The sequence below is a fragment of the Streptomyces sp. NPDC050145 genome (assembly GCF_044460245.1).
GTDB lineage: Bacteria > Actinomycetota > Actinomycetes > Streptomycetales > Streptomycetaceae > Streptomyces.
Genome location: NZ_JBITJS010000024.1, coordinates 54,494 through 76,832, shown reverse-complemented (window position 1 = coordinate 76,832; position 22,339 = coordinate 54,494). Strand labels below are relative to the sequence as shown.

The following is a 22,339-nucleotide window of genomic DNA, read 5'->3' as shown; positions in this document are numbered from 1 at the left end:
ACGAAGGAACCGAAGGACGGCATGGACGGCATGGACGGCATGGACGCGAAAGAGATCCTGACCCGAGTCAAGACCGGTGCGCTGGACGCCGCGTCCGCCGCCGCGCTGCTGCGCGCCCCGGCCCCGCCCGAGCCGGCGCCCCGGCCGGCCGCCGTGGACCGCGCGACGGCCGAGGCACTGCTGCGCGCTGCCGCGCCTCAGGCACCGGCCCCCGCCTCGGCACAGGCCCCGGCCCCCGCGCCGGCCCCCGACCTGGCGGTCGAGCCGGTCGCGGCCGCGCCCGAACCGGCCGCGGTGGACCGTGCGACGGCTGAGGCACTGCTGCGCGCTGCCGTGCCTCCGGTCCCGGCCCCCGCCCCGGCAGCCGAGCCGGCCGCGCCCGCACCCGCATCCGCGCCCGTGCTCGAGCCCGTCGCCGTCATCGGCTACAGCGCCCGGTTCCCCGGAGCGGGCGACGCCGACACCTTCTGGCAGCGGATCCTCGACGGGGACGACCTCGTCACCGAGGTGCCCGCCGACCGGTGGCGCGTGGACGAGCACTACGACGCCGACCCCGGCGCGGAGGGCAAGTCCGTCTCCAAGTGGGGCGCGTTCCTGGACGACGTCGACCGCTTCGACGCCGACTTCTTCCGCATGACACCCCGCGAGGCCGAACTCACCGACCCGCAGGCCCGGCTCTTCCTCCAGGAGTCCTGGCGCGCCCTCGAACACGCTGGGCAGCGCACCGGCTCGCTCGCCGGGGCCCGCGTCGGCGTGCACGCCGGCGTCATGATGAACGACTACCAGGACCTCGTCGAGCGCGAGAGCGCGCACGCCCGGCTCGCCCAGGTCATGCAGGGCAACTCCAACTCGCTGCTCGCCGCGCGCATCGCCTACCACCTGGACCTGAAGGGACCGGCCGTCACCGTCGACACGGCCTGCTCCTCCTCCCTGGTCGCCCTCCACCAGGCCTGCCAGTCCCTGTGGCTCGGGGACGCCGACATGATGCTCGTTGGCGGCGTCACCCTCTACCTCACCGAACTGCCCCACGTCTTCATGAGCCGCGCCGGCATGCTCTCGCCCCGCGGCCACTGCAGCCCCTTCGACGCGTCCGCCGACGGCATCGTCCCCGGCGAGGGCTGCGCCGTCGTCGTGCTCAAGCCCCTGTCGAAGGCGCTCGCCGACGGCGACCACGTCCACGCGGTCGTCCGCGCCAGCGGCCTCAACCAGGACGGCAGGACCAACGGGATCACGGCGCCCAGCGCCGCCTCGCAGGCCCGCCTGATCGGCGCCACCCTCGACCGGTTCGGCCTGACCCCCGACGGCATCGACTACGTCGAGTGCCACGGCACCGGCACCCCGCTCGGCGACCCCATCGAAGTCACCGCCCTCAACGAGGTGTTCGCCCCGGCGGGCCGCCCCGCGGGCAGCGTGCCGATCGGCTCGGTGAAGGGAAACGTCGGCCACACGTCCGCCGCCGCGGGCCTCGCCGGGCTGATCAAGGCCATCGGTATCGTCCGCTCCGGCCAGGTGCCGCCGTCGCTGCACTGCACCGCCGGGACGCTCAACCCCGGGATCCCCTTCACGGACGGGCCGTTCACCGTCGCCACCGAACGGCAGGCGCTGCCCGCGCCGGCGGACCGGCCGCGCCGCGCCTCCGTCAGCTCGTTCGGCTTCAGCGGCACCAACGCGTACGTGGTCGTCGAGCAGGCCCCGCCGCTCGCGCACACCCCCGAGCCCGACGGCCCGGTGCTCGTCCCGCTGTCCGGCCGCCGCCCCGGGGCCGTCACCGACCGCGCCGCCGAACTCGCCCGCTGGCTGCGCTCGTCCGGCGGCGCCGAGGCCGCCCTCAGCGACCTCGCCCACACCCTGTCCTGCGCCCGCGACCACCACCGCCACCGCGCGGCCCTGCTGGTCGCCGACCGGGACGAACTCCTCGACGCGCTCGACCGGCTGGCCTCGGGCGAGCCCGACGAACGGCGCATCGACGCCCCGGCCGCGCCCTCCGCCGATCGCGAGCACCGCCGGGCCCGCGCCGCCCTGACCGACCGCCTCCTCGACGGGGCCGACGACGCGACCGCCCGCCCCGGCGCGCTGCGCGAACTCGCCCGGCTCTACACCGAGGGCCACGACATCGACTTCACCCGCCTGTACCCACCGACCCGCCACCACCGCATCCCGGCCCCCGGCTACACCTTCGCCCGCGACCGCCACTACGTCACGGCGGAACGGCCCGGGACGGGTGGGCAGCCCGTGGCGGGAGGGCGGCCTGTGACGGCTGGCGCGTCCCTGGCGGTTGGGCGGCCCGGGACTGCCGGGCAGGCTGCGACGGCTGGGCGGCCCGTGACCGCCGGGCGGCCCATCACGGGAGAGCAGCCCGTGATCGTTGGGCGGCCGGCCGATGCCGAACGGCCCGTCCCGCACCCGCGCCCCGTCCCAGGCGCGCTCACCCTCTCGGACCTGCACACGGTCTCGGACGGGCACGAGGGCTCGGGCCCGCACGCGGTCCCGGGCGGGGACGTGGTCTCGAACCCGCGCCCCGTCCCGGGCGCGCTCACCCTCTCGGACCTGCACACGGTCTCGGACGGTCATGTGGCCTCGGACGGATACGTGGTCTCGGGCCCCCACCCGGTTTCGGACAGGCACGTCGTCGCGGGTCCGCACACGGTCTCGGACGGGCACATGGTCCCGAACCCGCGTCCCGTCCCGCGCGCGCTGACCCTGTCGGACCTGCACACGGTCTCGGACGGGCACGTGGTCTCGGACCTGCGTCCCGTCCCGGGCGCGCTCACTCTCTCGGACCTGCACACGGTCAGGGACGGGCACACCGTCTCGGACGGGCACACGGCCCCTGGCGCGCAGACCGACCACGGCCCGCACTCCGTCTCGAACGCACCCACGGTCGATGCCGCACCCACGGTCGATGCCGCGCTCACCGTCCCGGCCCCGCACACGGTCCCGGCCCCGCACACGGCCCAGGCCCCGCACACGGCCCAGGCCCCGCACACGGTCCCGGCCCCGCCCACCCTCCCGGCCCCGCCCACACCCCCGTACGACCTCGCCGCGCTGGCGCTCCACAGCCCCGCCTGGCAGGACTCGCCCCTGCCGGTCGCCGCGCCGGACGGCGCCGCGCGGGGGCCGTTGCTCGTGCACGACACCGCGGGGGCGCTCACCGCGGCGCTCGGCGGGCAGGGACTCGACGGGATCGACGGCGTGCGGGGCACGGAGCCCGAGGCCGTCACGCTGGTCGTGCGGCTCGGCGGCGAAGCGGACGCGGACACCGACGCGTTCGCCGCGCTGCGCACCGTGCTCGGTGCCTTCCGCACCCAGCGGCTCACCGTCCTCGCCGTCACCGCCGACCCGCTGAAGGCGGACGCCGCCCGCGCCCTGGTGCAGACCCTGCGCCAGGAGAACCCGCGCCTGGACGGCCGGGCCCTGCTCGTCGACGACGACGGGGCCGCCGCCGCGGACGCCGTACGGGCGGAACTGACCGTGCCCCAGGCCGAGTCCGGGCATCTCGCCGACGTCCGCGGGGGACGTCGTGCCCGGCGCGTGCTGCGCCCCGCGCCCCTGCCCGAGCGGGACTTCGCCTTCCGCCCAGGCGGCGTGCACCTGGTCACCGGAGGCATGGGCGGCATCGGCCGCGCGCTGGCCCGCCGGCTCGCCACCCGCCCAGGCACCCGTGTCGTGGTGTGCGGGCGCACGCCCTGGGTCGAGCTGGATCCGGCCGGGCGCCCGCCCGCCGACGGCTCCGGCGGCATCCGTTACGTACGCGCCGACGTGAGCACCCCCGCCGGTGCCCGGGCGCTGGTCGACGACGTCCTCGCCCACGAGGGCGCCCTGCACGGCGTGTTCCACGCGGCGGGCGTCGTCCGCGACGCCTACCTGCTGCGCAAGACCCCCGACGACGTGGCCGCCGTGCTCGCCCCCAAGGCGGCCGGCGCCGTGGCGCTCGACGAGGCCACGGCCGGGCTGCCGCTCGACGTGTTCGCCCTGTTCTCCTCGGTCGCCGCGCTCGGCGGCAACCTCGGCCAGGCCGACTACGCCTACGCCAACGGTGTCCTCGACGCCCTCGCCGAGCGGCGCGCGGAACGCGTCGCGGCGGGGGAGCGGCACGGGCGGACCGTGTCCGTGCAGTGGCCGCTGTGGGACGTGCCGGGCATGACGATCCCCGGCCCGGTCCGCGAGGAGGTCGAGGAGCGCGTCGGCATGGTCCCGCTGCCTGCCGAACTGGGACTGCGCGCCCTGGAACGGCTCCTCGGCCCCGACGGCCCCGTCGTCGTGTCCCTCTTCCACGGCGACCGGGACCGCTGGCACCGGAGCCTGACCGACCTGCACCTGCTGCCCGGCAACAACCGGCCCTCAGAGTCCACCGCCGCCCCGACGATGCCGGCCGCGCCCGCATCGGCCGGCCCGACGCCCCCCGGCGCTCTCCTCGACCTGGTCTGCCGGACGGTCGCCGACGCCCTGGGCCACGACCTGTCCGCGATCGGCCCGCGCACCTCCCTCGAAGCCCTCGGCCTCGACTCGGTGATGATCCGGACGCTGGCCTCCCGGCTCAGCGCCGAAGTGGCGCCGGTCGGCCCCGAGATGCTGTTCGGCCTGCGCGACCTGACCGAACTCACGGAGCACCTGGCACGCCTCGTACCCGGCCCCCAGGCCGCCGCGGAAACGGAAACCCCCGTGGAACCGGCCGTCCCGGCCGCCACCCCCGAGCCGGTCGCGGACCCGGTCCCCGACGACGCCGTGGCGATCGTGGGACTCGCCGGCCGCTACCCGGGAGCCGACGACCCGGAGGCGCTCTGGGAGAACCTGCTCGCCGGCAAGGACACCGTCGGCGACCTGCCCACCGACCGCTGGGAGCACACCGGGGACGTCCGGGCCCGGGGCCACTTCCTCGACCACGTCGACCGGTTCGACCCCGCGTACTTCGGGATGTCGTCCCGGGAGGCGGCGTACACCGACCCGCAGGAACGACTCTTCCTCGAGGTGGCCCGCGAAGCCCTGGAGGACGCCGGGCTCGCCGGGACCCGTCTGGACCGGCTCACCGCCCCCGACGGAGAACCCCGCAGCGTCGGCGTCTTCGCCGGGATCACCTCCGCCGACTACCCGCTGCTCGGCGCCGAACGCTGGGCCGCCGGCGGCCGGGACATGCCCTCCAGCCACGCCTGGTCACTGCCCAACCGGCTCTCGTACCTCCTCGACCTGCGCGGCCCCAGCCAGCCCGTCGACACCGCCTGCTCCTCCTCGCTGGTCGCCCTGCACCAGGCCGTGGAGGCACTGCGGAGCGGCGCGTGCGCGGCCGCGCTCGTCGGCGGCGTCAACCTCTACCTGCACCCCTCCCGGTTCCGCATGCTGCGCCAGTCCGGCTTCCTCGCCGAGGACGGCCTGTGCCGCAGCTTCGGCGCGGGCGGCGCCGGGTTCGGGCCCGGCGAGGGCGTCGGGGCCGTCGTCCTCAAGCCGCTGGCCCGCGCCCTCGCCGACGGCGACACCGTGCACGCCGTGATCCGCGGCACCGCCGTCGCACACGGCGGCCGCACCAACGGCTTCACCGCGCCCAGCCCGTGGGCCCAGGCCCGGGTGGTGCGCGAGGCGCTGCGCCGCTCCGGCGTGGACCCCGCCACCGTCGGCGTCATCGAGGCGCACGGCACCGGCACCGAACTCGGCGACCCCGTCGAACTCGCCGGGCTCCAGGAGACGTACGGGCGCGGCGCCGCCGCCGAGGTGCCCTGCTCGCTCGGCTCGGTGAAGTCCGCCGTGGGCCACGGGGAGTCCGCCGCGGGCATCGCCGCGCTCACCAAGGTCCTGCTCCAGCTGCGGCACGGCACCCTCGCCCCCACGCTGCACGCCGACCCCGTCAACCCCGCCCTCGACCTCGCCGCGACGCGCTTCCGGCTCCAGCACGACGCCGCGCCCTGGCCCCGGCCGCGCGACGCCGAGGGCCGGGAACTGCCCCGCCGCGCCGGCATCAGCTCCTTCGGCGCGGGCGGGGTCAACGCCCACGTCGTCCTGGAGGAGCACCTGACGGCCGCCCCCGCGCGGCCGCGGACCCGCGCCCCGCAGCTCGTCGTGCTGTCGGCGCCGAGCCCGGCCCACCTGTCGGCCACGGCGCACCGCCTGGCCCGTTGGCTGACCGGCGCCGGGGCGGACACCCCGCTCGCCGACCTCGCCCGCACCCTGCACCTCGGCCGGGCGGGCCACGAACACCGGCTCGCCGTCGTCGTCGACTCCGTCGCCGCACTCGCCGGGGAACTGGCCCGCTTCGCCGCGGACGGCACCGCCGGCGGCGCGCTGCGCACGGGCACGGCGACCGCCGCCCGCGACCAGGCCCCCGAGACCGACGACCTCGTGGCCGCGCTGTGGCGGGCCGGCCGCCTGGAACAGATCGCCGACCTGTGGGTGAGCGGCTGGGAGGTCGACCGGGAGGCCCTGGAATCCCTGGATGCCCCGGAGTCCGGCCCAGGCCGCATCGTGTCTCTGCCGCCGTCGGCGTACCTCGCCAGCCGCCACTGGTTCGCCGACGAGGCATCCGGCACCGCCCAAACCCCGTCGCCCGCACCCGAGTTCACACCCGCACCCGAGCCCACGCCCGTGCCCGAGCCCGCCACCACCGATCCACGGCTCACCCGGCTCGTCGAGTTCGTCGGCGAACTGGCCGCGGGACCCGGCGCCGAGGGCCCCATCGACACCGCACGTACCCTCGTCGAACTCGGCGTGGACTCCATCGGCGCGATGAACCTGCGCTTCGAGATCACCGAGCGGTTCGGCCGGACGCTGCCGCTCCAGCTCCTCAGCGAGTTCACCGTCGACGAACTCGTCGCCCACCTGTCCGACCCGCAGAGCAAGTAGAGGGAACCGGAGAACCCAGCCATGCCGCAGACCGACCCGACCGACCGGTTCGAGCCGTTCCCTCTCACGGAGATCCAGGAGTCGTTCTACGTGGGCCGCACGCTCGGCGCCGGCCCGGGCGCGGGCGCCGGAACCCAGATCCATCTGGAGTTCGAGGCCGACGCCTTCGACACCGACCGCGCCGAGAGCGCCTGGAACGACGTCGTCGCCGCCACCGACATGCTCCGCGCCCACATGCTGCCCGACGCCCGCCAGACGGTGCGCGCCCAGGTGCCCGCCCACCGCTTCGTCCGCGCCGACCTGACCGGCCTCGACGCCGCGGCGCGCGACGCCGAACTGGCCCGCCTGCGCCGCGAGGCGCTGGCCGGCTCCGACCCGCACCGCTGGCCGCTGTTCGCGATCCGCGTCGCCCTGCTCGGCGGCGGCCGGGCCCGCGTCCTGTTCACCGTGGACGAGCTGATCGCCGACGGGCCGAGCGTCTCCCTGCTGCTCCAGCAGTGGTACGAGCGGTACGCGCGCGGCACCGCCGTCACCGAGCCGGCACTGACCTTCCGTGAGTACTGCGCCGCGGGCGCCGGGGCGAAGGTGCCCGAGGAGTCGCTGACGTACTGGCGCGAGCAGTTGGCGGACGTCGATCTCGCGAGGCCGCTGCCCCTGGCGGGCGGAGCGGCGTCAGGACCGGCCCACCGCCGGATCGCGCTGCGCCTGGAGCCGGAGCGCTGGGAGCGGGTGAAGGCCGCCGCCAAGGAGGCCCGCGCCACCCCCACCGCGCTGCTGCTCGCCCTGTGCACCGCCGCCGTGCAGGGCGCCGGGGACCCGGCGCCGCTGCCCGTCGTCCTCACCACCTACAACCGGCGCCGGGTGCACCCCGATGTGCCGCGCCTGGTCGGCCCGTTCATCTCGACGTCCGTGTTTGTCGCGCCGCCCGCCACGGGTACGGCGGGGGAGCGGCTCGACCTGGTGCGGGCCCGGCTGTGGAGCGACCTCGAGCACTCCGCCGTCAGCGGGGTGCGCGCCCTGCGCGAGCACGCCAGGTCCGTACCGGGCCGCCGCACCGCCGCGATCCCGCTCGTCTTCACCAGCCTGCTCGGCAGCCTCACCGCCCTGGGCGACGACCCGGACAGCTGGGCCGCGCACGTCGACCTCGAAGCCTCCGCGACCCTCACCCCGGGCGTGCACCTGGAGAGCTGCGTCCAGGAACGCGCAGGGGCACTCCTCGTCTCCTGGGACTTCGCGCCGACCGACGTCGACGAGACCCGGACCCGGGCCGCCTTCGACGCCCTGCGCGCGGCCCTGGAGCGGATCGCCGACGAGGGCGGAACCGCGCTCGCCGGACCCGCCGAACTGCCCGCCGAGGCCCCGTCCGAGCCCGTCCCGCTCACCGAGGTGCAGTCCGCCTACCTCGTCGGCCGGATCGGCGGGCTCGGCGGCGACGCCGAGACCCGCGTGTACCAGGAGTTCCTGCTCCACCGGCACGACACCGACCGGCTCGAGGACGCCTGGAACCGGCTGCTCGCCCACCACCCCATGCTGCGCGCCGCCGTCCACGAGGACGGCACCCTCACCGTCACCCCGGTCACCGGCCGCTACCGGATCGCCCGGCACGACCTGACCGGCGCCACCGACCCGGAGGCCGAGCTCGCGCGGGTCGCGGCGCGGCTGCGCGACACCACGTTCCCGCTGGGCACCAGCCCCATGTATGCCCTCGAGGCGAGCGTGCTGCCCGACGGCACGACCGTCCTGCACGTCGTGCTCGACGCCCTCCTCGCCGACGCCCGCAGCTTCGCCCTCCTGTTCGGGCAGCTGTTCGCCCTGCACGACCGTGACGACACCGTTCTGTCCGGCCCCGCCGATCCCACGGCCCACCTGCGCGCCCTGCCCGCACTGCGCCGGACCCCGGCCGGCGAAGGCGCCCGTACCGCGTGGCGCGAGAAGTTCGCCGCGCTGCCCCCGGGCCCCGCCCTGCCCGAGCCCGCCCCCGGCGCGCCCCGCGCCCACCGCAAGGCACCCCTGGGTTCGTGGCGCGCCCTCACCGAGCGGGCGGCGGCCATCGGCGTCCCCGCCGACATGGTGCTGCTCACCGCCTACACCGACGAACTGCGCGCCGAGTTCGGCGGCACCGGCCCGTTCACCGTCACCGTCGTCTCCTGGGACCGGCCCGCCGCGCTCGCCCACGCCGACGCGATGGTCGCCGACTTCACCCAGCTCGCCTGGGTCACCGTCGACGACACGCTCCCGGACGAGTTCGCCGCGCGCGCCCGCGCGCTGTGGAACCGGGTCCGCGCCGATCTGGAGCGCGCCGAACTCGTGCCGGGGCTCGGCGAGCTGCGCACCCGGGTGTTCCGCTCGGGCGGCGCGCTGCGGCTGCCCGTCGTCTTCACCCGGGTGCCGGAGATCGACCCCGCGCTCCACCCGGCGGACGTGGACCTGCGCACCAGCCAGTCGCAGACCGCGCAGGTGGCGCTCGACCACGTGCCGCTGCTCGTCGGCGACGACCTGATGGGGCAGTGGGACGCGGCCGACGGCGCCCTCGCCCCGGACCGGCTGGACGCGATGTTCGAGCGGTACGCGCGCCGGGTGCGGGAGTTCGTCACCGAGCAGCCCGAGCAGCCCGAGCAGCCCGAGCAGCCCGAGCAGCCCGAGCAGCCTGCCTTGGACGTCGTCGGGCCCGTCGACCCCGACACCCCGCTCACCCTCGTCGAGCTCGTCGAGGCCGCGTTCGCCGGACGCGCGGACCGGGACGCCGTCCACCACGCCGGAGGCACCCTCACCTACGGCGACCTCGACCGCCGCAGCGCCCGGCTGGCCCGCCGGCTGCACGACCTCGGCGTCCGGCCCGGCGACCACGTGGCCGTCCACATGGACCGCTCCGAACGCCTGGTGACCGCCCTGGTCGGCATCGTCCGCTCCGGCGCCGTCTACGTGCCCGTCGACCCGGCCAACCCGCCGGAGCGGGTGCGCTACCTGCTGGAGGACAGCGGGGCCCGCGTCGTGATCGCCGACGCCGCCCTCGCCGAGGTGCCGGAAGCGGCCGGAGCGACGGTGATCTGCCCCGACCGGGACGCCGACCGGGCCGCGCTCCACGCGCTGCCCGGCACCCGCCCGGCCGTCACGGTGGGGCCGGACGACCCGGTCTACACGATCTACACCTCGGGCACGACCGGCCGGCCCAAGGGCTGCCGCAACAGCCAGCAGGGCGTCGCCAACCGCATCCTGTGGATGCAGGATCGCTTCCGGCTCACCGCCCGCGACCGGGTCGCGCAGAAGACCCCGTACGGATTCGACGTCTCCGTCTGGGAGTTCTTCTGGCCGCTCGTCGCCGGCGCCTCCCTCGTCGTCGCCCGGCCCGGCGGCCACACCGACCCGGCCTACCTCGCCCGCCTGCTGCGCGAGGAACGCGTGACCGTCACGCACTTCGTGCCCTCCGTGCTCGGCATGTTCCTGCGCCACCCCGAAGCGGCCGAAGGCACCGCCCTGCGCGCCGTGTTCACCAGCGGCGAGGCCCTCCCCGTGGCCACCATGCGCCGGTTCTACGAGGTCTTCGGCACCGCCGGGCCCGAACTGCACAACCTCTACGGGCCCACCGAGGCGGCCGTCGACGTCACCCACTGGGCGTGCCGTCCCGACTGGGACGAACCGACCGTGCCGATCGGCCGCCCCGTCAGCCACACCCGCATCCACGTGGTGGACGAGGGCCTGCGCCCGGTGCCGCCGGGCGTCGCGGGGGAGATCCTCATCGGCGGCCGGCAGGTCGCGCTCGGCTACCACGACCGGCCGGAGCTGACGGCGCAGCGGTTCGTCGCGTCGCCGTTCCCGGACCTCGACGACTCGCCCCGGCTCTACCGCACGGGCGATCTCGGGCTGCTCGGGGACGACGGGGAGATCCGCTATCTCGGCCGGATCGACGGTCAGTTCAAGCTGCGCGGCCTGCGTATCGAACCGGAGGAGATCGAGGCGGCCCTGACCGCCGTGCCCGGCGTCGCCGACGCCCGGGTGCTCCCGGTCGACGAGCCGGCCTCCGGCGAACAGGTCCTGGCCGCCCTCTGCGTCCCCCGCACCCCCGGCGACGCCCCCGGTGTCCCCGGGATCCGCCGCGCCCTGGCCGACGTCCTGCCCGGCTACCTGGTGCCGAACCGCTTCCGCTTCGTGGAGGACCTTCCGCTGACCACCAACGGCAAACTGGACCGGCGGGCCGCCGCCGCGCTCTTCGGCGCCGCGCCGGAACCGGAACCCGTCCCCGCCGCCGCCCCGGCCCCCGCCCAGGACACCGCCGCGTCCGGCGGCCCGGTCGCCGAGATCCGCGCCGTCGTCGCCGACGTGCTCGGCGTGGCCGAACCGGCCGACACGGACGACCTGTTCGACCTCGGCGCCACCTCGTTCACCATGATCCGTATCGCGCAGGAGATCGAACGTCTCACCGGCACGGCCCTGCCCGTCGACGCCCTCATCAGCAAGCCGACGCTCGGCGCCCTCCTGAAGGCCGCCCTGCCCGAGCAGGCCCCCGAGCAGGCCACCGCGCCGGACACCACCGCGCGTGCCCTGGACGCGCAGGACATCGCCCGCCGGGCCGCCGCGGTCCTGGGCGTCGGCCAAGTGGCCCCGGACGACGACCTGTTCGACCTGGGAGCCACCTCCTTCACCATGATCCGGCTGGCCCAGGAGATCGAGGCGGAGACCGGGGCCCAGGTCCCCGTCGACGTCCTCATCCAGAGCCCCACCCCGCGCTCCATCGCCCGGAGCGTCACCCCGGCCGCCACCGAGCCCGCCACCGCGCGCCCACGGCCCGCGGCCACCGGCACCGACGTACGGATCGCCCTGGACCCCGAGGCGAAGGCCGCGTTCAAGGAGGCCCGGATCGCCGAACGGCGCCTGCCCGCCGCCCTGCGCCGCGTCCCCGTCCCGCCGGTCACGCCCGACGAGCCCCGCGCCCTGTTCGACGCCTCCTCCTTCCGCGAGTTCACCGACGGCCCGCTGCCCGCCGAGGACCTGCTCACCCTGCTCGCCGCCGTCACCTGGGGCGACCTCGACGGCCGGGCCAAGCGCCGCTACCCCTCCGGCGGCGGCTTCTACCCGGTCCAGGTCTACGTGTACGCGGCCCCCGGCGCCGTCCGCGGGCTCGACGCCGGCCTCTACTACCTGCACCCGGCCGAGCGCGCCCTGGTCGCCCTCGCGCCCGACGCCCGCTACGGCACCGACCTGCACGTCCACCACAACCGGGCGCTCGTGGACGCCGCCGGCTTCGGCGTCTTCCTCGTGTCGACCCCGGCCGCCATCGCCCCCGCCTACGGCGAGCGCAACGCCGCCCGCTTCTCCACGATCGAGGCCGGGCACATCGCCCAACTGCTGCTCACCGGGGCGCCCGAGCGCGGGCTCGGCCTGTGCGCCGTCGGCGAGATGGACTTCGACGCGGTGCGCGCCGACTTCGGCGTCGACGACGGACAGGAACTGCTCCTCTCGCTGTGGGGCGGCGCCCTCACCGAGCAGGCACGGTCCCGCCGCGCCGCCCTCGTCCCCGCCCCGGCCCTCGTCCCCGCCCCGGCGCGGCCCGCCGACCGGGCCGTCGCGGTCGTCGGTTTCGCCGCCGACCTGCCGGGCGCCCGTACCCTCGACGAACTCGACACCCTGCTCGGCTCCCGCACCCCCGCCACCGGACCCGTACCGGCCGACCGCTGGGAGCCGCTGCGCTCCACGGCGCGCAGGGCCGGCGCGGCCGTCGGCGGCTACCTCGACGACGTCCTCGCCGTCGAGGGCGAGGAGTTCCGCATCCCCGAGGACGAGGCCGCGGCGGTCGACCCGCAGGAACGCCTGCTGCTGTCCGTCGCCCGGCGCTGCTTCGAGGACGCCGCCCTCACCCCGGACCGCGCCGGAGACCGGGTCGGCGTCTTCGTCGGCTCGATGTGGCAGGACCACGCGCTGTACGGGGTCGCGGCCCGCGCCGACGGACGGGCCGAGGACGGCACCCATGCCACCCGCGGCGGGCTGGCCCACCGCACCTCGCACGCCTTCGGCCTCACCGGCCCCAGCGTGCTCATCGACAGCGGCTGCGTGTCCGGACTGGCCGCCGTAGAGGCCGCGTACCGCGCCGTCGCCGACGGCCGCTGCGAGGCCGCCCTCGCCGCCGGGGCGAACCTGGTGCTCCACCCCGACCACCTGGACGTCCTCTCCGAGATGGGCCTCGTCGCCGAGAACGCCGACTCCTGCGCCTTCACGGACCGCGCCGGCGGCTGGCTCGTCGGCGAGGGCGTCGGCGCGCTGCTCCTCAAGCCGCTGGACCGCGCCCTCGCCGACGGCGACCCCGTGCACGCCGTGCTGCGCGGCGGCGCCCTCCAGCATTCCGGCACCACCCGCCAGTTCGGCATCCCGGACCCCGAGCGGCAGGAGGCCACCATGCGGTCCGCGCTCGACGACGCCGGGCTGCGGCCCGACGACATCGGGTACGTCGAGGCCGCCGCGGCCGGTGCCGCGCTCGCCGACGCCCTCGAATTCACCGCCCTGGGACGGCTGTTCGACACCGCCGGTTCCGGTGGAGCCCAGGGGGCGGCGCCGGTCCCGGTGGGCACGGTCAAGCCCCACACCGGGCACCTGGAAGCGGCCTCCGTCTTCGCCCAGCTCGGCAAGGTGATCGCCCAGTTCCGGCGCCGCGACGTGTATCCGACGCTCCTCACCTCCGCGCCCAACCCGGCACTCGCGGGCGCCGCGAAGACCGTCACTCTGGCCACCGGCGACGCCGGCCACTGGCGCACCGCACCCGGTGCCCCCCGCCGCGTCCTGGTCAACGGCTTCGCCGGCGGCGGCTCGTACGGCAGCCTCGTCGTCGAGGAACCCCCGGCCGCGCGGCCCGGCCCGGACGACGCGGGCACCTGGGCCCTGCCGCTGTCCGCCGACACCCCCGAGCACCTCGCCGCGCTCGCCGACAGCATCGCCGACCTGTGGGAACGTGACCCGTCCCTGGGCGCCGGCCGGGTCGCCCGCGCCCTGCGCGAGGGCCGCCCCGACCGTCCCGTGCGCGCGGGCCTGATCACCGACGCCGCCGGCGCGGCCGCCACGCTGCGCCTCCTGGCGCACCGCGTCCGCACCGAGGGCGGCGGAGCCGTCGAGTCAGGGTCCGACGCCCCCGAGGCGGAGCGGGAATCCCTGACGGCGTGGGTCGCGGGGGAGCGGGTCGACTGGCCAGCGATCACCGCGCCCAGGGCCGCGCTCCCGGCCACCCCGCTCACCCGCACCCGCCCGCCGCTGCCCACCGGCGCCGTCGCCCCGACACCGGCACCCGTACCCACCCCCGTACAGGCACCCGCACCCGTGGCTGCCGGCGCCCTGTCCGAGCGGCTCGGATCGGTGTGGGGCATCGGCCCCGCCGAGGAACCGGCGCCGGAAGAGCGCCCCGTACCGGAAGAGCGACCCGCCGCGCCAGGCACCCCCTTCGACCTGCTGGCGCCGCTGGTCGCCGCCGAACTCGGCACCGGCCCCGGCCGGATCACCCCCGACCACGACCTGTTCGCGCTCGGCGCCACCAGCCGTCAACTCCTGCGCCTGTCCGCCCGGATCACCGCCGCAGGCGGCCGGGAGATCTCCCTCGAGACCCTCTTCACCGCCGCCGACCTCGGCGAACTGGCCGAGCACGCCTTCCCCGCCCCCGTGACCGTCTGAGCCGAAAGCAGTGACCACCATGACGCGGATCCTCATGTTCCCCGGCCAGGGCGCCCAGAGCGTCGGTATGGGCCGGGACCTGTTCGCACGCTTCCCCGACCTGGTGCGGGAGGCGGACGACGTCCTCGGCTACAGCCTGAGCCGGCTCTGCCTGGAGGACCCCGAGGGACACCTCGGCAACACCCGCTACACCCAGCCCGCCCTCTTCGCCGTCGGCGCCCTCGCCCACCGAGCCCACCTGGAGGACGGCGGTGAACCGGCCGACCTCGCCGTCGGCCACAGCCTCGGCGAGTACAACGCCCTGCACGCGGCGGGCGCCTTCGGCTTCGCCGACGGACTGCGTCTGGTCGCGGCACGGGCCGCCGCGATGGCGGAGGTCACCGGCGGCGGCATGAGCGCCGTCGTCGGCCTGCCCGAGACCCGGCTCCGCTTCCTCCTCATGCGCGCCGGCTTCGACACCCTGGACCTGGCCAACCTCAACACCCCCGGCCAGATCGTGCTCGCCGGACCCGTCGACGACCTCGCGGAGGCGGGCCCGATCCTGGAGGACGCGGGCGCCCGCATGGTCCGCCGGCTCGACGTCAGCGGACCCTTCCACTCGCGCTACATGGCCCCCGCCGCCGAACGCCTCGAACCCGTCGTGGCACGGACCGTCTTCGCCCCGCTCGCCTTCCCCGTCATCGCCAACGCCACCGCCCGGCCCTACGAGCAGGACCTCGTCGGCGCGACCCTCCTCCAGCAGATCCACCAGCCGGTCCGCTGGCACGAGACCGTCTCGGCGATCCTCGACGGGAACCACGGACCGGAACCCGAGTTCACCGAGATCGGCACCGGCCGCGTGCTCGCCGGCCTGCTGCGCCAGATCCGGCGGGAACGGGACCAGGACCGGGTGCCGGCCGCGGCGGGTGCGCGATGAAGCCCGCGCACCCCGGAACCCGGGAGGACACCGTCGGCCTGTGGTTCTGCCCCAACGACGGACTCGACCAGCCGACCAGCACCCTGCTCGCCCCGCACTGGCTCGACGAGCACGAGCGGGAGACCGCCGGACGCTTCCTGTTCGAGCGGGACCGGCGGCAGTACCTCGTCGCCCACTGCCTGGTGCGGCGCGTGCTGTCGCTCGAGACCGGCATCCCGGAGGCGGAGGCCGTCCTGTGGCGCTCCTCGCGCGGCCGGCCCTTCCTCCAGGCCCCGCCCGGCGGACTGCCCGACGGCGCGCGCGACCTCGACTTCAACCTGTCGCACGCGCACGGGTTCAACGTCATGGCCGTGGCCCGCGACCGCCGCGTCGGCGTCGACATCGAACGCCTGGACCGGGGCGGGGAGCGTGGCTTCGACTGGGTCGTGGAGTCCTTCGCCCCCCAGGAGCGCGCCTACCTCGCCGGACTCACCGCGGGCGGCCGCCGCGACCGCGCCACGCTGCGCCTGTGGACCCTGAAGGAGGCCTACGCCAAGGCGCGCGGCCTCGGTCTGGGCCTGCCCTTCGACTCGTTCTCCTTCGAACTGGACGAGGAGCAGGGCGTGACGGCGTTCCGGCCGCCGGAGGGCGACAACGCGGACCGCTGGTGCTTCGTCGAACTGACGCCGCGCCCGCAGGTGCTGGTGTCGCTCGCCGTGGAGCGGAGCCCGGACGGTGCGCCGCCCGCGCGGATCGAGCTGCACGACGGCTTCCCCTGGGGCCGTGCCGTGCCGCGCGACATCCCGCTGCCCGGACCCCACCGCGCCCTGGCTCCGCTCGTCGGCGCCGGCGCATGACCGAGGAGAAGACCGAATGACAGCCCTGGACACGACAGCGGTGCGGGAGCGGCCCGCCGGACCCGACGATGCCGCCGCCGCCCAGTCCTTCCGCGACGCGATGGCGCAGCTCGCCGCCCCGGTCAGCGTCATCACCGCGCTCGACCCGGACGGGCGGCGGCGCGGGTTCACCGCCAGTTCGGTGAGCTCCGTGTCGCTGGACCCGCCGCTGATCCTCGCGGGCGTCGCGCTGACCTCCAGCTGCCACGCGACGCTGACGACCACCCCCGAGTTCGTGGTCAACGTGCTGGGCGCGCAGCACCGGGACCTCGCCCGGCGCTTCGCCACGCGGGACGCCGACCGTTTCGCGGGCGGCGGGTTCGCCCCGTGGGAGGACTCCGGTACGCCGTACCTGCCGGACGCGGCGCTGCTCGTGCGCTGCCGCACGGCGCGGATCGTCCGCGCCGGGGACCACGACCTGGTGCTCGCCACCCCCGTCGAGTTCCGGCACGGCACGGCGGACACCGCCCCGCTGCTCTGGTACCGGCGCGGATTCCACACGGCCCGCCCGCACGGCGCCTGAGCGGCCGTGCGGGCGGGCGGTGGGTGCGGCGCCTACTGGCCGGCGGCGGGCTGGGCGACCAGCCGGTCGAAGCGGCGCATCAGTTCCTCGTGCTCCAGGGAGAGCCGCTCGATGCGGTGCTGCAGCCGGGCGATCTCCCCGCTCAGGCTCAGCACCGTCGCGTCGGGCCCGGCCCCCGCCGGCGGGCCCGGCGGGCGCGGCGGCAGCGGCATCGCCACCACGGAGGCGACCCGGCCGGGTGCGCCCGGCGCCGCGAGACCCGGGTCGTGCTGGAGGATCGCGTCCATCCGGCCGCGCAGCGCGGGACCCGGCTCGACCCCCAGTTCGTGCACCAGGCGTTTACGCGCCCGGTCGTACACGCTGAGCGCCTCGGCCTGCCGCCCGCACCGGTAGAGCGCCACCATCAGCAGGTCGTAGAACCGCTCGCGCATCGGATGGTCCGTCGTCAGCTCCTCCAGCTCACCGATGATCTCGTCGTGCCGCGCCGCCCGCAGACAGGCGTCGTACAGGGTCTCCAGGGCGGTGAGCCGGTTCTCCTCCAACTGGGCCGCCTCGGCCGCGCAGATGTCTCCGCGCACACTGCCCTCCAGGGCGGGGCCCCGCCACAACGCCAGGGCGTCGCGCAGCAGTTCGGTGGCCTGCTGCGGGTCCTCCGCGGCCGCCGCCCGCCCTCGCGCGGCCAGCTCGTTGAACCGCTGCGCGTCCGTCGTGCTGCGGCCCGGACGCAGGACGTAGCCGAGGGAACGCGTCACGATCCACTCGTGGTGCGGTTCCCCCGATCCCGGTTCGGGCACCGGCAGCAGGCGGCGCAGCCGCGCCACGTGCGCCTGCAGCGCGTTGGTCGCGTTCGCGGGCGGGTTCTCCCCCCACAGCTCGTCGATCAGCCGGTGGACGGACACGACGTGCCCGGACTTGACCACGAGCGCGCCCAGCAGGGCGCGTTGCTTGGCGCCCGTGGGAAGGATCCTCAGACCGGTGCGCTCGTCCTGGATCTCCACGGGACCGAGAATGCGGAACTGCATCTCCCCCTACCTCCCCGCGCGTCACGCCGCGCGCGTCACTCGAACCGGTCGGGATCGGTGAAGCCCAGGGGGAAGGCCGGCTCCTTGCCCTGGACGAGGTCGGCAAGGACCTCTCCGACCCCTGTGGCGTGCTTGAACCCGTGGCTGCTGCACCCGCCCGCGACCACCAGACGCGGATTGCCGCGGGGCCGTCCGATGACGAACTGGCCGTCGGGCGTGCGGGCGTAGATGTTCGCGGTGGCCCGGGACGGCTCCCGGCCGACGCCGGGCACCGCGTCGGCGAGCCGGCGGCCGAGCACGGACCAGTCGGACGGGGAGACGGACCGGTCCAGGGTCTCCGGGTCCACGACGCGGAAGTGCCGGCCGCCGTCCTCCAGCCCCAGCTTCAGTTCGGTGCGGCCCGGCAGGGTGCCGTGGCCCCACAGGACGTCCCCGTCCTCGACCTCCCGCATGAACACCGGCAGCCGCTCCAGCGTGAAGCGTTCGTCCGGCACGCGCGGGGTGAACCAGGTGGTGGGCATGCGGACGACCTCCAGCGGCAGACCGGGCACCAGCTGGTCCAGCCACGGGCCCGCCGTCACCACGACCTGTCCGACCCGCAGGACGCGACCCGACGCCGTGTGCACGGCCGTTCCCGCGCTCTCGGGCTCCAGGGCGGTGACCCGGGTGTCGGTGAGGATCTCCGCACCGGCCGCGCGGGCCGAGGCCAGCGCCGCGCGGATCGTCGCCTCCGGCCGGGTCAGGCCGCCGGCCGGCTCCACCACCGCGATGTGGTCGGCCGGGAGGGCCTCGTGCGCGGGGCTGCGGCGGCGCAGGGTGTCGCGGTCCAGCACCTCGATGTCCAGTCCGTGCTCCCGGGCCGCGCGCAGGGCGCCGCCGACGATCCGCCCGTCCTCGGGGCCGATCAGCATGGCGCCCGTCGGCTCCAGCAGCCGGGTGCCGCTCTCCCGTTCCAGGTGCTGCCACAGCTCCCGCGACCGCTGGGCCAGCGGCACCAGACCGGGGTGCTCCAGACAGGCCGTACGGAACATCCTGCTCTCGCCGTACGAGGAGCCGTTGATGTTCGCCGGGCCGTAGCGGTCCACGCCGATCACGCGCAGGCCGCGCCGGGCCAGCTGCCACAGGGCGCTCGCGCCCCAGGCGCCGAGACCGACGACGGCTATGTCCGCGTCCGGCGCGGTCACGAGGGGCTCACCGCCGCCGACAGGGCCGCCGTCGCGTCCCGGGTGATCTCGCCGAGCAGCGGGTGCGGGTCCGTCTGGAAGTAGAAGTGGCCGCCCTCGTGCATCCGCAGCCCCTGGAACCGCTCGGCGAACCGCTCCCAGGCCGCCAGGCGTTCGGGCGCGACGACGACGTCCTGCGTGCCGCCGTAGACCGCGACCGGCATGGTCAGCTTCGGGGTGTCCGGCAGCGGACGCCAGCTCTCCACGAGCTTCAGGTCGTTGCGGATCGCGGGGGCGAACATCGCCCACAGGTCCGGGTCGCGCAGCACCTCGACCGGGGTGCCGCCCATCGCGGCGAGGTGCAGGCGCAGCTCCTCGTCGGGCAGCGCGTGGCGACGGGTGGCCTCACCCTGCGGACGCGGCGCGCCGCGCGCCGACAGGCCGAGCCACACCGGCAGTTCGCGTCCCTGTGCGGCCAGGCGCTGGGTCATCTCGTAGGCGACGAGCGCGCCCATGCTGTGGCCGAAGAACGCGAAGGGGCCGGACGGCTCACCCGCCATCGCGCGCAGGAAGAAGTCGGCCAGTTCCCGGGCGTCGTCGATCTGGGGCCGGCCCGAAAGGCGGCCGCGGCCGGGCACGTCCATGAGCCGGACGTCCCAGTGCGCGGGCAGTAGGGCGGGCCACTCGCGGTAGAGCAGGTGGGAGCCGCCCGCGTGGTGGAAGACGTACAGGCGCAGAGGCCGGTCGGAGTACATGCCGGTCCCCCTCACGCGGCCACGGCGGCGGACACGGACGCGCCGTCGCGGGACTCGGTGAACGCGGGAGCGACCTCGGCGGCGAACAGCTCCATCGCCCGCTCGGCCCGCTCGTAGGGCACGTGCCCGGGGTTGAACTGCAGGCTCAGGCAGATGTCCGCGCCGTACCAGCCGCGGATCGTCTCGATCTGGGCGCGGACGTCGGCGGGCGTGCCGGCCAGCACCTTGTGGTCGGCGAGCGCCTTGTCGAAGTCGTAGGCGCGCGCCTTCTCGACGAACTTCTCGTAGCCCGGGTACTGCTCCGAGCGGGCGTCCGCCCACGCGGCCACGGCGCCGGCCATCGTCTCCACGTAGTTGCGCTCGTTGACGCGTGCGTCGGCGAGCGCGATCTCGCGGTCCTCGCCCAGGTAGCAGGTGTACTTGATCTGGATCCGGCCCGGGCCCTCGTGGCCCGCGGCGCTGCGTGCCGCGCGGTAGGCGGCGGTCATCCCGATCAGCTGCTCACGGCTGGTCACCGAGGGCACGACCTGGAGGTGGTGGCCCCGGGCGCCGGCCAGCGCGCAGGACTCGGCGCTGGTCGCCGACGCCACGAACACCGGCGGGTGCGGGTGCTGGTGGGGCCGGGGGAAGCCGGTCACCGGGCCGAAGCGGTGCACCTCGCCCTCGAAGCGGACCTCCTCGCCGCTCCACAGGGCCGTGCACGCGTCGATCACCTCGGTGAAACGGGTGCGGCTCTCCTCCATCGGCACGCCGAACAGCTCGAACTCGTCGGGCAGGAAGCCGCGGCCGAAGCCGACGTCGAGGCGGCCGTGCGAGAGGTTGTCGAGCAGCGCCAGCCGCGCCGCCGTCTGCACCGGATGCGCGAACGAGGCGATGACGGCGCCGGTGACCAGACGGATGCGGCTGGTGCGCGCCGCCGCGGCGGTCAGGAACACGACCGGGTCCGGGCTGTAGCCGCCGTACGGGGAGCCGTAGTGCTCCACCGTCTGCACGTGTTCAAAGTCCAGGGCCTCGGCCAGTTCGACCAGCCGCAGGCTTTCGTCGTAATAGGTGCTCGCACTCTTCTTCGCCGGATCGATGACCGGGAAGAAGTTCACGCCGAATTTCATGGGGGCTCCGTCTGGTGGTCCTTTTCCGGTTTCCCGGAAAACCATGGGCAGCTCTTCGGCTATCGGACCTTAGACGGTGCGGGGTGCTCGCGGGGCGTACGCGAGCGTCTCTCAAGGAGCTGTGGGCGCCGCCTCGAGGCGCTGTGCGGGGCCGGACCGGGAAATCAGATCCCACCAGTGGCCGAGGGTCGGCCGGGCCATCAGCTCGGGAAAGCCCACCTCGATCCCGCGCCGGTGCCACGCGGAGATCAGCCGCATCGTGTTGATCGAGTCGAGCCCGTGGTCGACCAGATCGCCTTGGTCGTCGGGGAGTTCGGACGGGTCGAGCTGCATGGCGCCGGCCACCATCTGACGCAGCAGCTGCCGGGTCAGCGGATCGGCCGCCACCGGCACGTCGTGCTTTCCACCGTTATCCATGCAGCCGAAGCTAATGGCGCCGTGAATCTTCCGGAAGGACTTTCCGACTCCCTCCCGAAAGGGTCAGGTCCGCGTCAGTGCCGTGTCAGGAGGCGGAACGTGGAGAACTGCTCGAAGACTACTGGAAGATGACGATGCGAAAGTTCGCGAGGGGCTACGGTTCGACTCGCTCCACGGTTGTGAGGAAAGGACAGGAATCCGTTCTGCGGCGCAATATCGACGCTCATCGGATACCGGTACGGAGGAGACCATGAAGATTCAGGTTCTGGGTCCGCTGAGTGCCGCCGTCAACGGGATGTCGATCGTTCCGACGGCGGCCAAGCCACGGCAGATCCTCGCACTGCTCGCGCTCTACCCGGGACGGGTCGTACCCGTCCCCACGCTCATGGAAGAGGTCTGGGGCACCGAGCTGCCACAGAGCGCGCTCACCACCCTGCAGACGTACATACTCCAACTGCGCCGCCGGCTGGGCACGGCCATGGGGCCGGGGGTGCCGGGCGCGGCCAAGGACGTCCTCGCCACCCGGCACGGCGGCTACCTGCTCCAGGTCCCGTCCGACGCCGTCGACGTGCACGAGTACGAGCGTCTGGTGGGCGAGGCCCAGCAGGCCTCCGACGAGAGCGAGGACGAGAAGGCCGCCGCCACCTACCGGGAGGCGCTCGCCCTGTGGGAGGGCCCCGCGCTCGTCGACGTGCGGGTCGGGCCCATCCTGGCGATCGAGGTGATGCGCCTGGAGGAGAGCCGCCTCGTCACCCGCGAGCGGCGCATCGACGCCGACCTGCGCCTGGGCCGGCACGTCGAGGTCATCGCCGAGCTCACCGACCTGATAGCCCGTCACCCCCAGCACGAGGGGCTGCACTCGCAGGCCATGGTCGCCCTGTACCGCTCGGGCCGGCAGGCCACCGCGCTCGACGTCTACCAGCGGCTGCGACGCCGCCTCATCGAGGAGCTCGGCGTCGAACCCGCCCCCCAGCTCCAGCGGCTGCACCAGGCGATGCTCGCCGTGGACCCGCAGCTCGACGTCATGAGCGGCCCGCGCCGCTCCTCGACCTTCGACCTGTACGCCGCCTGACGGGCCGCCCGA

At 75.3% G+C, this 22,339-nt stretch carries 11 protein-coding genes; 6 read left to right on the top strand and 5 right to left on the bottom strand.

Annotation, left to right across the window (positions count from 1 at the left end; all coding sequences use genetic code 11):
* Window positions 1-21: 21 nt before the first annotated feature.
* Genes ACIBTU_RS35325 through ACIBTU_RS35305 form a run of 5 tightly spaced genes read left to right on the top strand, consistent with a single transcriptional unit; the run spans window position 22 to window position 16,789 of the window.
* Window positions 22-6,828 (top strand): SDR family NAD(P)-dependent oxidoreductase, encoded by a 6,807-nt coding sequence (locus tag ACIBTU_RS35325; RefSeq protein ID WP_399130779.1) that lies wholly within the window; start codon window positions 22-24, stop codon window positions 6,826-6,828.
* Between the two features lie 21 nt (window positions 6,829-6,849).
* Window positions 6,850-14,475, top strand: coding sequence for an amino acid adenylation domain-containing protein (locus tag ACIBTU_RS35320; RefSeq protein WP_399130778.1), 7,626 nt, complete (start codon window positions 6,850-6,852; stop codon window positions 14,473-14,475).
* A 19-nt stretch (window positions 14,476-14,494) separates the two neighbouring features.
* Window positions 14,495-15,391, top strand: coding sequence for an ACP S-malonyltransferase (gene fabD / locus ACIBTU_RS35315; protein ID WP_399130777.1), 897 nt, complete (start codon window positions 14,495-14,497; stop codon window positions 15,389-15,391).
* Window positions 15,388-16,227, top strand: coding sequence for a 4'-phosphopantetheinyl transferase family protein (locus ACIBTU_RS35310; RefSeq protein ID WP_399130776.1), 840 nt, complete (start codon window positions 15,388-15,390; stop codon window positions 16,225-16,227). The genes fabD and ACIBTU_RS35310 overlap by 4 nt, the downstream gene beginning before the upstream one ends.
* Window positions 16,228-16,243: 16 nt before the next feature.
* Window positions 16,244-16,789: a flavin reductase family protein gene (locus ACIBTU_RS35305; protein WP_399130775.1), complete on the top strand. Its 546-nt coding sequence runs from the start codon at window positions 16,244-16,246 to the stop codon at window positions 16,787-16,789.
* A 32-nt stretch (window positions 16,790-16,821) separates the two neighbouring features.
* On the opposite strand, the gene ACIBTU_RS35300 is transcribed toward ACIBTU_RS35305, so the two are convergent.
* The 5 genes from ACIBTU_RS35300 to ACIBTU_RS35280 form a co-directional block, all read right to left on the bottom strand.
* The gene (locus ACIBTU_RS35300) at window positions 16,822-17,811 is read right to left on the bottom strand and encodes a BTAD domain-containing putative transcriptional regulator (RefSeq protein ID WP_399130774.1); all 990 of its coding nucleotides are present in this window, start codon (window positions 17,809-17,811) and stop codon (window positions 16,822-16,824) included.
* Window positions 17,812-17,846: 35 nt separating this feature from the next.
* A complete protein-coding gene (gene solA, locus ACIBTU_RS35295) occupies window positions 17,847-18,995 on the bottom strand; it encodes an N-methyl-L-tryptophan oxidase (RefSeq protein WP_399130773.1) in 1,149 nt (382 codons plus the stop codon).
* Window positions 18,992-19,729: a thioesterase II family protein gene (locus ACIBTU_RS35290; RefSeq protein WP_399130772.1), complete on the bottom strand. Its 738-nt coding sequence runs from the start codon at window positions 19,727-19,729 to the stop codon at window positions 18,992-18,994. The genes solA and ACIBTU_RS35290 overlap by 4 nt, the downstream gene beginning before the upstream one ends.
* Before the next feature lie 11 nt (window positions 19,730-19,740).
* Window positions 19,741-20,838 (bottom strand): LLM class flavin-dependent oxidoreductase, encoded by a 1,098-nt coding sequence (locus ACIBTU_RS35285; protein ID WP_399130771.1) that lies wholly within the window; start codon window positions 20,836-20,838, stop codon window positions 19,741-19,743.
* Between the two features lie 111 nt (window positions 20,839-20,949).
* A complete protein-coding gene (locus ACIBTU_RS35280) occupies window positions 20,950-21,255 on the bottom strand; it encodes a phosphopantetheine-binding protein (RefSeq protein ID WP_399130770.1) in 306 nt (101 codons plus the stop codon).
* Window positions 21,256-21,505: 250 nt separating this feature from the next.
* Here ACIBTU_RS35280 and ACIBTU_RS35275 point away from each other — a divergent pair, with 250 nt between their 5' ends.
* Window positions 21,506-22,327, top strand: a complete 822-nt coding sequence (locus tag ACIBTU_RS35275) for a BTAD domain-containing putative transcriptional regulator (RefSeq protein ID WP_399130769.1) — start codon at window positions 21,506-21,508, stop codon at window positions 22,325-22,327.
* The last annotated feature ends 12 nt before the right edge of the window (window positions 22,328-22,339 follow it).